An 11,310-nucleotide genomic window follows, 5' to 3' on the forward strand; every position below is an offset into this window, starting at 1 on the left:
TGCTACACCTCAGCCTTCAATGGGAATTCCTCCATATACTCAAGCAGCTCATCCACGGTGGTAAAGGCGAGTCCGGTCACGGTGTCGGCGCAGCCGTAATAGATGGCGATCCGGCCCGTGGCCGAATCCGTCAACGCCGCGCATGGAAAGGTTACATTCGGCACATCGCCCACACATTCATACAAGGTTTCCGGGCCGAGAATATAGTTGCGCGAACGTGCCTTTACCTTCCAAGGTTCGTCCAGATCGAGAAGCGCGCAGCCCATTCGGTAGACAAACCCGTTGCAGGTATTGATTACGCCGTGGTAGATCAGCAGCCAGCCCTTGTCGGTCTCAATCGGAATGGGGCCCGGGCCGATTTTTTTGGACTGCCAGGCGGATGCATCCCCATTAACAGTGCCCATTACATAGCGGTGCTTGCCCCAGAAGGTAAGATCAGGGCTTTCACTGTAGAAAATATCTCCGAAAGGCGTGTGCCCCGTATCGCTCGGACGGCTGAGCATGGCATAATGGCTGCCGATCTTTCGCGGAAACAATACACCATTGCGGTTATAGGGCAAGAAGGCATTTTCCAGCTGGTGAAAGGTTTGAAAATCAAAGGTATAGGCAAGCCCGATGGTTGGCCCGTGATAGCCGTTGCACCAGGAGATGTAATAACGGTCATCAATCTTGCAAACCCGGGGATCGTAACGGTACTCCCGCGTAATTATTTCGGGGTCTCCTTGGAACACGATGGGTTCATGATTGATCTTCCAGTTCACGCCATCTTCGCTGAAGCCGGCGAAAATATCCATGCTGACGGATTTGGAATCGCAGCGGAATACGCCGGCAAACCCGTCCTTAAAGGGAATGACGGCCGAATTAAATACACTGTTGGAACTCGGTATGGCATTGCGCTCAATGATCGGATTGGCGTTATACCGCCATACGGGTGCATTTATGCCGTCCGGCTTATCCTGCCAAGGGATATTTGACAATTTGTCTCCAATAATTGTAGTCATGATCATGTCTCCTTTTCAGTTACAAGATTTCTTCTCTTAACGCCTGCCAGACCAGCTGCGAGAACAGGCTGTTTGACCAGGCGAACCACTTGCGGGTAAAGATATGCGGGTCATCTGCCAGGAATCCTTCATGCATGTATCCGGTATCGGCGTCGGTTGCTTCCAGCATCTCGATCATCGCCAGCTTCTCTTCCTTGTTGTCTGCCGTTAATCCCTGCATCGACAGCGCCATGTGCCAGATATAGCCCGGCGGTGTATGCGGACTGCCGATGCCTTTGGCAACCTTGCCTTCGAAATAGAAAGGGTTCTCCTTGCTGAGCGCAAAACGTCTCGTATTCTGGTATACCGGGTCGTCGTTCTTCACGTAGCCAAGGTAAGGAATGGAGATCAGGCCCGGCGTTCCGGCATCGTCCATCAGGCTGTAGTTGCCGTATCCGTCTGTTTCGTATGCATAAATCGGTCCAAATTCCGGATGGCGGTAGATGCCGTACAGCTTAATACCATGGTCGACCTCCTGCTCCAGCGCCTTAAGCTCCGCCAGGAAATCCAGATCGCGGAAGACCCATTCGGCGAAATCCTGCATCTGCCGCAAGGCCACAACCGCGAACATATTGCCCGGAATGTTGTAATGGAAATCACAGGCATCGTCGCTGGAGCGGAAGCCGGACCAGATCATCCCGGTATAATTGACCGGCATGCCCAGTCCGCCGTTGCGGATCGAATCCTCGGGAATCCCGTTATTGCGGGTGAAGCGGTACGGGGATTGCTCGAAGTGATGCTGTTCCCGCTTGAACAGATCGGTAATGACCCGCAGCGCTTTTTTGAAATCCGCCGTGAAGAAGCCGGTCTGTTTCGTCTCTTCCCAATACGCATGGGCCAGCCGGATCACGAAGCACAGCGAGTCGATTTCGAATTTGCGCTCCCAGACCCATGGCGACATCTCCGTCACATCTCCGGCATTCCAATGCCAGTCATTCGCCGTTTCATTAAACGCATTGGCGTAAGGGTCGATCAGAACGTATTGAATATGGCGCTTGATCAGCCCGCCGATGATACGCTGGAGCTCGGGATCATTGCCCGCAAATGGCACATAATGAATGACCTGCTCGACCGAGTCACGCAGCCAGCTTGCCGGAATATCACCCGTAATGACGAAGGTGGTCCCGTCCTCCAGCAGCTTGGTTGTCGTTTCCAGAGTGTTAGGAAAACAGTTGCGGAACAGCTGCCGCAGCTTCGGCCGGTGTGCCAGCTTCTGATCGGCTTCCGCCAGTACCGCCGCAATCGACGGAGGCAGCGGCAGCTCCGGCATCAAAATATGAGGAAGTCTGAATTGTTCCAATATGAATCTCTCCTTCTGCCTAGTCTAGGAATGAATGATTTTAATCGTCTTGATTTCGAAAGGAGCAAATTCCAGTTGGAGACCCCCTGCTTGTTCATGAAGTACCTCTGTTTCTTCCTCCAGTGCATTGGACAGGCATACCTTCGCATGCGGCAGCGGCCAGCTGATCTCAACCGTTTCACGGCCACCCGCTGATTCATACAGCCGCAGAATGCTGCCGCTCCCGTCTTCCGACAATTTGACCGTGTCCAGCACTACATGATTCCCGCTATAGCCGATCAAAGAGCCCAAAGCCGGCAGCTTGCCTTCTTCTGGTGCACATGCAGCCGCATGTGCCGGAAGATTTAGCTCGGCAGCCTTGCGCAGGGTATGGGCTTCACGCCAATCTCCCGCATGCGGATAGAGTGAATAGGTGAACTCGTGGGTGCCGAGATCCGCCGTGTTGTCCGGCCATTTCGGCGCGCGCAGCAGCGACAGCCGAATCGTGCTGCCCTGTACGTCATACCCGTATTTGCAGTCGTTCAGCAGACTGACGCCGTAGCCATGCTCCGCCACATCCACAAAACGATGCCCGCACACCTCATATTGTGCCTGTTCCCAGCTTGTATTGCGGTGTGTTACCCGTTCCAGCGCACCGAATGGGATTTCATAGGTCGCCTTGGTGGCCATTACATCTATCGGGAAACCTACCTTCAGCAACTTATGGGCTTCGTTCCAGACCACTTTGGTCTTGAAATCAATCCGCGGGTCTTGATGGTAGAGAACCAGTTCCTGCTCGATTTCGGATTGGCCGATACTCCAGCGGAAGCCCAGCACATCACAGATCTCCCCTGAGGAGATCAGCTTCTTCTCCAGCAGAACGGCCTCTCCGGCCGGCTGCTGTTCGTAGCGGCTGTCAATGTCCCAGGCGTCCCATAGAATAGGACGGTCATGGAAGAAGTGAAAGCGGTTGGCCTGCTCTCCCGGTTTGACAATCTCACGCCCGCCTTGTTTATCGTATAGACTGGCGATCTCCCCCCGTTCATTGAACTTCAGGCGGTAAAATGCGGTTTCCCAGCTATCTTCAAAGGAAGCCGCACAGTTCCGGTCGATTTCCGCTGACTGTTCTACTTCTCTCAACCAGACTGTCTTGTACCCAAACGGGGGAACTTCAGGCACACGGATGCGAAGGATGTTTTTAGCATCAATGACAAGGGTCTCCGATTCCAGCCTGGTTCCATCCTCCTGATAGGCCGACAGGAAGCTGTCTTCCTTGATCCCAGTCTGTATGTCAACAATCATGTCCCGCTGCCAGCACAGACTGTTCAGCACCACATACGGGGCGCCCTCCCCGCGTGTATCGATTCCGCCAATCACCGCTTCCATAGCCAACTCCAGGCTGCCTTCGCCTAGGCTGAAAATACTGCGGTACTCCTTCACCGAGGTCTGATAGACCTCTGGAATGGATGAGCCCGGGATAATATCGTGAAACTGGTTCAGCAATATCAGCTTCCAGCCCTTATGCAGCGCACGTCCCACTTCTCCGGACCGGTCCGGCTCAAGGAGGCTGCCTGCAAGGGTCTGCCATAATTCCGCTTCCCGGTACAGAATTTCAGCTTTGCGGTTATTGCGCTTATTCCGGGAGTGTGTCGTGTACGTTCCACGGTGCAGCTCCAGATACAGGTCTCCCTGCCAAGACGGCAGCTCCGGCCGGGCTTGCTCAATTCCCGCGAAGAATCCGGCTGCGGTGCTGTAAGCTGAAGCTGGCTGACCTACCATCAGCTCAGAACGGTCAATATATTCCAGCATCTCTCTAGTAACCCCGCCGCCTCCGTCGCCATGCCCGTACAGCAGCATTTGCTCGCTGTGGGCTGACTTTTCACGGTAAGACTGCCAGTGGTCATGGATATCCTTAGGCAGGGTATTCTCATTCACACCATGGTTCATATAAGAGAGCATTGAGGTGCCGTCAATACCGACCCAATGGAACAAATCGTAAGGGAACAGGTTCGTATCATTCCAGCCGAGCTTGGTCGTCATGAAATAACGCACTCTGCCGTGTTTCAATATTTGCGGCAGCGAAGCGCAATAACCGAAGGTGTCCGGCAGCCATTCAATCTCGGAGTGTTGTCCGAACTCCTCCTGATAGAAACTCTGGCCGTAGAGCATTTGACGCATCAGGGATTCGCCGCTGGGAATGTTCAAATCCGGCTCCACCCACATGCCCCCTACCAGTTCCCAGCGTCCTTCCCGAATCCGCTCCTTCACTTTGCTGTACAGTTCAGGATCATTCTCTTTCAGATAAGCAAAAAGCTGGGGCTGGCTCTGGGCATAGCGGTAATGCGGATATTCCTCCATCAGCGAATGTACGGTCGAGAAGGTCCGGCTGGCCTTGCGGACGGTTTCCCGCTTTGGCCACAGCCAGGCGATATCAATGTGCGACTGCCCTACCATATGAATCAAGCCTTCACTGTTGCCGCCGACTTTCCGGACACTTTCGATCAGCGCTTGTTCGATGCCGCAGATCAGGCTGCCGTCCTTTACCTCTTCAAGGTGCAACAGGACAAATGAATCCATGGCCCGGTTCAGCGCCTCCATTAAGCGGGCACGCCGGAAATCCTGCTCCGGCAGCAGCAGCGCCGAATCACGGATTACGGTCGCAGTATACATTAAGGACTGCACAGGCCGGTTAATCCTCACCAGCGCGGTGGTGAGGGAACGGATCGGCGGCTGAATCACCGCCTGCTTGTTCAGCGGATCGTCCGGCTCCGGAATGGGATCATACAATTCGATCTCCAGCTTTGGACTTCTTCCAGCCACCTCCGGGTTCAATGTTGCGAAGGTATGGTTGCGGTCCAGTCCCTGCCAGGACCTTCCGTTAAGGCGCAGCAGGCCTTCTCCACCGGATTTGAAGATGAGTCCGATGCCCATCCCGGGCCATTCCGCGGGAATTTCCAAGGTGGTGCGGAGAATATAAGTCGTCCCCTGCACACTGGGAAACAATCCAAAGGATTCACTCCCCGGGAACACCTGCAGCGTGTCATAATCTCCCGGCTGCCGATATTCCGTGGAATACACCTGCCAATCCTCAATAGCCTTGTATTCAAGCCATTGCCGCTCGGCCAATTCGCGGATAAACCGATTGATTCGTTCCATGTCTATTCCTCCACCACCGCAAGTTCAATATTGAGCGTATCGTTGACATTTCTGCCAACTCCAATTCTGAATATTCCCGATTCAACCACTGGTGTGTACTCCGGTCCGATATAGCTCAAGTGCTCGGCGTTGACCGTAAAAGCAACCACTTGCTTTTCACCCGGCTCCAGCCGGATTTTGCGGAAGCCTTTCAATTGCTTGGCCGGCCGGGTTACCTTGCTGACAAGATCGGAAATATACAGCTGAACCACTTCCGCTCCGCTGCACCGGCCGGTATTTTCCACTTCCACCGTCACTTCGGCAGTCCCGTCCGCATGAATAACAGCGGGCTCTGCCCGCAAATTCGTATAACTGAATTCGGTGTAGCTTAGCCCGAAGCCGAAGGGATATTGCGGCTGCGAATCTGTCTCCAGATAACGTTTGCCGCGGGACCGTTTGCCCAGATAGTGAACGGGAAGCTGCCCTGCATCCTTGGGGACGGATACAGTCAGCCGCCCCGAAGGGTTCACATCGCCGAATAGAATATCCGCGATGGCATGGCCGCCTTCCTGTCCCGGATACCAGGCTTCAAGAATCGCATCCGCCTGCTCATCTATCCACGGCTCGGCGATGGGCCGGCCATTGATATAGACGACCACTATAGGTTTGCCGAGAGATTTCAGCCGCTTCACAAGTTCCCGTTGAACACCGGACAGTTGAAGCGACATCCGGTCAATGCCTTCCCCGCAGTCCATGTCGCTGAGAACATTCTGCGTAACCTTAGAGGCTCCGGTTCTTAAATCAATACTTCCTTCGCCAAAGTCCCGTGCGCTGGACCCGCCCAGTGCGAGGATGATCGTATCTGCCCCGGCCGCCGCCTCCACTGCAAAGTCAAAGCCTTCGGGGGAAGGGTCTTTGATGCGGCAGCCCGGCGCGTATCTTACCCGCTCCGGCTCTGCGGAGAGCTTATGCCGGATGCCATCCAGAACAGTAGCCACTTTGGATGGAGGCTGCGGCGAGGTGTAATCGCCGAGCTGATTATAGCCGGCATCGGCGTTGGGCCCGATGACAGTGACCGTGCCTCCGCGTCTGGACAGCGGAAGGACACCGTTATTTTTCAGCAGTACAATACCTTCTGCGGCGATAGTACGCGCCAGACCGGCATTCTCTGGACTGCCAATGACCCGCTCCGCCCGATCAGGATCGGCGAACGGCTGTTCAAACAGGCCCAGCCGGAATTTCAGGTCCAGCACACGGGCTGCGGCTTCATCCAGCAGCGACTCTTCCAGACGGCCGGAAGTGACGGCCTGCAGCAGATGACGGCCAAACATCTCGCCAGACATCTCCATATCAATACCGGCCCGAATGGCCTGAACAGCAGCCTCTTCACCGTCCGCTGCCGTATCATGGCCGGAAGCCAGCATGTCAATGGCACCGCAATCGGTGATGATCATGCCGTCGAATTCCCATTCTCCACGCAGCACGTCCCGCAGCAGCTCAGTATTGCTGGTGCAAGGCACTCCATCAATTTCGTTGTAGGCAGGCATGATTGACACGGCACCGGCTACGACTGCCTTGCGGAAGGGATACATATCCACTTCCAGAAGCTCTCTCTTCCCCATATGCACGGGACCTGCATTCCTGCCGCCCTCCGAGCTGCCATAGGCAACAAAATGCTTCAGCGTAGCGCCAACACTGGATTCGCTATCCAGTGCATTGCCCTGAAGCCCTTCAACGGAAGCGGCGGCGAACTCGCCGATAAGATAAGGGTCCTCTCCAAAACATTCCTCGGTACGGCCCCAGCGGGGATCACGCACCACATCCAGCACCGGCGAATACGTAATCGTTCCGCCTTGGGCACGGGTCTCCAGCGCGGTTGCCCGGCACATCTCCCTGTAAATATCCACATTCCAAGTGCTGCCGAGAAGCAGCGGAACGGGAAAGACGGTTGCGCCAATGGCCATGTGTCCATGGGAACACTCTTCCCCGATCAGCATGGGAATTCCGAGCCGGGAATGCTCCAGCACATAGCTCTGAATGGCATTAACCGCCTCGGCCCCGGCACGCGGGCTCAGTCCTGTCTCCAGCGTAACGCCGGTCCAGGGGTCGGCCCGCAGGGTTCCGTACAGGGAGCCAATGCCGCCTTCCCGGACTTGACGTTTAAAGCTTTCGTCCAGCTCCACTCTGCCTTCTGTATATTCATAGGTTTGCCAGCCGAAAAGCTGAATCAGCTGGCCCACCTTCTCCTCCAGCGTCATCAGCCCCAGCAGGTGCGCTGTCCGCTCCTTAACCGGCTTCGTACGGTCTTTGTAAATCATTTTGTCCCCACACCCGCTCTCCTGTTCTGTCTTATTCTTTAACTGCACCTACGGTAAGTCCTTGGATGAAATAACGCTGGAAGAATGGATATGCAAAAATGATCGGACCTGTGGCAAGCACCACCATGGCCATACGCGATGTATCCTGAGGCATCGACCGCAGCGCCTCCAGACTAAGCGAACTGTTTTGCGAGTTTTGCAGGATAAATTGCATGCTGGTCTCAATCCGCATCAGCATCGACTGCAGCGGCACCAGATCGGGATTATCAATATAAAGCAAGGCGTTGAACCAGTCGTTCCAGTACCCGAGCGTGCTGAACAGTGCAATCGTAGCCAGGCCGGGCAGAGACAGCGGCAGAACAAGGGTAAGAAACACCCGGAATTCGCCGGCCCCGTCGATTTTCCCGGACTCAATAATGGCATCCGGCACGCTGGTGCTGTAGAAGGTACGCAGAATCATAATATAAAAGGCATTGACAGCCAACGGCAGAATCAAAGCCCAAATGCTGTCCTTCAATCCAAGAAACTGGGTCACGACAATATAGGTCGGCACCAGCCCCCCGTTAAACAGCATTGTGAAGAAGGCGAAGAAGGCGAAGAAATTGCGGTATTTAAAGCTTTTACGTGATATGGCATAGGCGTACAGCGCAATAAACAGCAGGCTGACAATGGTGCCGATCACCGTTACAAAGATAGTCACCCCGTATGAGCGGAGTAAAGTGTCACCTGAATCAAAGATATATTGATAGGCCCCAACGCTCCATTTAGAGGGGATTAGCTTGTAGCCCTCCCGGGCGAGCGCTCCTTCATCGGTGAACGAGATGATCACCACAAACAGAAACGGAAAAATACAAAGAAAAGCAAAAGCGCCGGCAATACAATTAAAAATGATGTTCCATCCTTTAGACAGCTGATGGAAGTTGCGCGCTTTAGCAGGATTTGCAGACATAGGATTCCCTCACTTTCCTTCATTGACCTTTCATTGACCTAGAATAAGGCACTGTCCTTATCGAATCTCCGCACGATGTAATTGGAGGTAATGACCAGAACAAAACCAACCACTGATTGATACAAGCCCGCAGCTGTGCTCATGCCGATCTCACCGGTCGTCTTGAGTCCGCGGTACACATACGTATCGATAACATTGGTCACGCTATAGAGCGTCCCCGAATCTCTTGGCACTTGATAGAACAGTCCGAAATCCGCATAAAAAATCTTCCCGATCGCAAGCAAGGTCATAATGGTGATAATCGGGCTGAGCAAGGGGAGCGTAATGTTGCGGATCTGCTGGAATTTGCTTGCTCCGTCGATCATCGCCGCTTCGTACAGCGACTTGTCAATGCCCATGATCGCAGCCAGATAGACTACGCTGTTATATCCTACTGCCTTCCACAAGTACACGAAGATAAGAATGAAAGGCCAGTATTTCGATTCTGAATACCATGAAATGTGGCTTCCGAATATTTCGTTCAGCAATCCCCGCTCCGAGCTGAGGAAGCTGAAAGCAAAATAGCCCACGACCACCCAGGACAGAAAATACGGCAGGAACATTCCCGTCTGATACAGCTTGGCCAGCTTTTTATTGGCAATCTCAGACAGCACTACCGCCAGCAGCACCGATAAGATCAGTCCCACCACGATAAAAGCCATGTTATACAACAGTGTATTGCGTGTAATCAGATACGCATCGTTCGTGGTGAATAAGAACTTGAAATTATCCCAGCCAACCCACTTGCTGTTTACGATGCTGGCCAAAAACCCGTCCTTGCTGAACCGGTATTCTTTAAAGGCAATGACCGTCCCGATCATTGGCAGATAGGAGAAAAATAAAAACCATAACGTGCCCGGAAGAACCATGAACAGCAGTACTTTATTTCTCACAACATCTCGGGTTGTATTTCGAATTTTACCCATATTACTAATTCCTCCTATCCCGCAAAGATCAATGTCTTCATAATCAAAAGACCGGGCTAAGTCTAATCACCCGCCCGATCTTGAATAAGTTTCTACTTATTGTTCGCTGCTTTCCAGGCATCGAGCTGTGATTGAGCTTCAGTGATAATTTTATCCAGTCCGGCAGCCTTGAACTTTTCATTGGCTTTGGCCAGATATTCTTCCGGATCTACCGCTCCCGTCATAAGCGGGGCCCAGAATTCCTCTTTAACATTTTGTACCGCCGCGATTTCATTGGTTATTTTCGACGTATCGAAGTTGAACCCGAGCAGCGGCGCATTAATGCCGGCATCATTAAATTTCTTGAACTCTTCCCATTTATTCTCAGGGTCGCCTTCATTCAAATAGTTGATCATGATGTTGCCGAGTGAAAAAGTAGGCATATCGTAGTTCTTCGCATCCGGCAGATTCTTGACCATGTTGTCGCCGACCTTCTCGTAATGCACGCCTTCAATACCGGAATCAATCATATTGCGCAGTACAGGGTCTGTGTTCAACAGATTAAGGAATTCCATCGCTTTCTCAGGATGCTCGGAGTTGGCGGAGATGGCCTGCATCGAGCCCATGACGGACCAGTTATAGATGTAAGGCTGACCGGCTGGAGTGGAGACCACCGGATAACCGTAGCTTGCGGACCACAGATTGTCGGCCAACGGCTGGGTAGCCGCCCGGTCCGTGAACCATTTGCCTGATTTGTACAAGTCATCAACCGATGAGGTGGTTGCTACTTCTGGAGAGATATAACCAGCCTTATAGAATTTGCGAACCGTTTTAAGGGCTTCTTTAATCTCAGGAGATTCCAGGATATTTACAACCTTGTAGTCCTTAGTGTCCATATATACAGCCATAGGCATTTTCTCAATAATGTAATCGAAAGGCATGACCGGCATAAAGTCCTTGACCATTGCGTATGGAGTCACTTCCGGTTCATTTTCTTTGATCGTTTTCAGCAGCGGTTCCAGATCTTCCATCGATTTCACGTTTGTGATATCCAGTTTGTATTTGTCCAGCAATTCTTTATTGAAGCGGTATACTTCCTGTGCGGGAAGCTCTTTATTCGCGGGAACAGCATAATTATGGCCGTCGACTTTGGAGCCCTCAAGGAAGGCGGGATCAATCGTATCTTTAATGCCCTTTCCTTGTTTATCCAGCAGCTCATCCAGCTGCATAAACGCACCTTTACGTGCATTCTGCACGTAATCAAAAGCCCAGGAACAAGTAAACAGAATATCCATAGGCTCGCCTGATGCGACCATGACTTGCATTTTTTGCGTGTAGTCCCCGAAATCAATCATTTTCATATCAATGGTTGCATTGATTTTTTCGAGCGTGTATTTGTTAACTTCCTCAAGCACTTTGTCCAAATCCTTCTGCGGTGCTCCAATGGTATACCAGGTCAACTCTACGGGTTTCTCAGAACTTCCCGTTTCTGCCGCGGTGTTGTTGCCCGCCTTGCTCTCCCCATTGGTGTCAGTTGTTTTGTTGTTATTGCCTCCGCAAGCGCTTAACGTTAGAGAAAGCGCTAACAACGATGTCAGCAATAAGGAGAAGCTTTTCTTTTTCTTGCTCATCTGCTGTACCTCCC

The 11,310-nt window shown here is 52.7% G+C and carries 7 protein-coding genes; all 7 read right to left on the reverse strand.

The window, feature by feature from the left end; translation table 11 throughout:
• Positions 1-2: 2 nt before the first annotated feature.
• The gene (locus AC3WT9_RS13225) at positions 3-1,001 is read right to left on the reverse strand and encodes a glycoside hydrolase family 130 protein (RefSeq protein ID WP_341095111.1); all 999 of its coding nucleotides are present in this window, start codon (positions 999-1,001) and stop codon (positions 3-5) included.
• A gap of 19 nt (positions 1,002-1,020) precedes the next feature.
• Complete coding sequence (locus tag AC3WT9_RS13230) at positions 1,021-2,340, reverse strand: glycoside hydrolase family 125 protein (protein ID WP_341095113.1); 1,320 nt, start codon at positions 2,338-2,340, stop codon at positions 1,021-1,023.
• Between the two features lie 24 nt (positions 2,341-2,364).
• The gene (locus AC3WT9_RS13235) at positions 2,365-5,475 is read right to left on the reverse strand and encodes an alpha-mannosidase (protein ID WP_492407633.1); all 3,111 of its coding nucleotides are present in this window, start codon (positions 5,473-5,475) and stop codon (positions 2,365-2,367) included.
• A gap of 2 nt (positions 5,476-5,477) precedes the next feature.
• Positions 5,478-7,772: a glycoside hydrolase family 3 N-terminal domain-containing protein gene (locus AC3WT9_RS13240; protein WP_492407634.1), complete on the reverse strand. Its 2,295-nt coding sequence runs from the start codon at positions 7,770-7,772 to the stop codon at positions 5,478-5,480.
• A 31-nt stretch (positions 7,773-7,803) separates the two neighbouring features.
• Positions 7,804-8,721, reverse strand: coding sequence for a carbohydrate ABC transporter permease (locus AC3WT9_RS13245; protein ID WP_341095118.1), 918 nt, complete (start codon positions 8,719-8,721; stop codon positions 7,804-7,806).
• Between the two features lie 38 nt (positions 8,722-8,759).
• The gene (locus tag AC3WT9_RS13250) at positions 8,760-9,686 is read right to left on the reverse strand and encodes an ABC transporter permease (RefSeq protein WP_341095121.1); all 927 of its coding nucleotides are present in this window, start codon (positions 9,684-9,686) and stop codon (positions 8,760-8,762) included.
• A 92-nt stretch (positions 9,687-9,778) separates the two neighbouring features.
• A complete protein-coding gene (locus AC3WT9_RS13255; RefSeq protein WP_492407635.1) occupies positions 9,779-11,296 on the reverse strand; it encodes an ABC transporter substrate-binding protein in 1,518 nt (505 codons plus the stop codon).
• Between the last annotated feature and the right edge of the window lie 14 nt (positions 11,297-11,310).

It is taken from the genome of Paenibacillus sp. EB106-06-01-XG199 (assembly GCF_058791575.1).

Excerpts from the sequence above, each read along its gene's own strand:
- AC3WT9_RS13255 (WP_492407635.1), bottom strand. The coding sequence starts at position 11,296 with ATGAGCAAGAAAAAGAAAAGCTTCTCCTTATTGCTGACATCGTTGTTA.
- AC3WT9_RS13225 (WP_341095111.1), bottom strand. The coding sequence starts at position 1,001 with ATGACTACAATTATTGGAGACAAATTGTCAAATATCCCTTGGCAGGAT.
- AC3WT9_RS13235 (WP_492407633.1), bottom strand. The coding sequence starts at position 5,475 with ATGGAACGAATCAATCGGTTTATCCGCGAATTGGCCGAGCGGCAATGG.
- AC3WT9_RS13240 (WP_492407634.1), bottom strand. The coding sequence starts at position 7,772 with ATGATTTACAAAGACCGTACGAAGCCGGTTAAGGAGCGGACAGCGCAC.
- AC3WT9_RS13245 (WP_341095118.1), bottom strand. The coding sequence starts at position 8,721 with ATGTCTGCAAATCCTGCTAAAGCGCGCAACTTCCATCAGCTGTCTAAA.
- AC3WT9_RS13250 (WP_341095121.1), bottom strand. The coding sequence starts at position 9,686 with ATGGGTAAAATTCGAAATACAACCCGAGATGTTGTGAGAAATAAAGTA.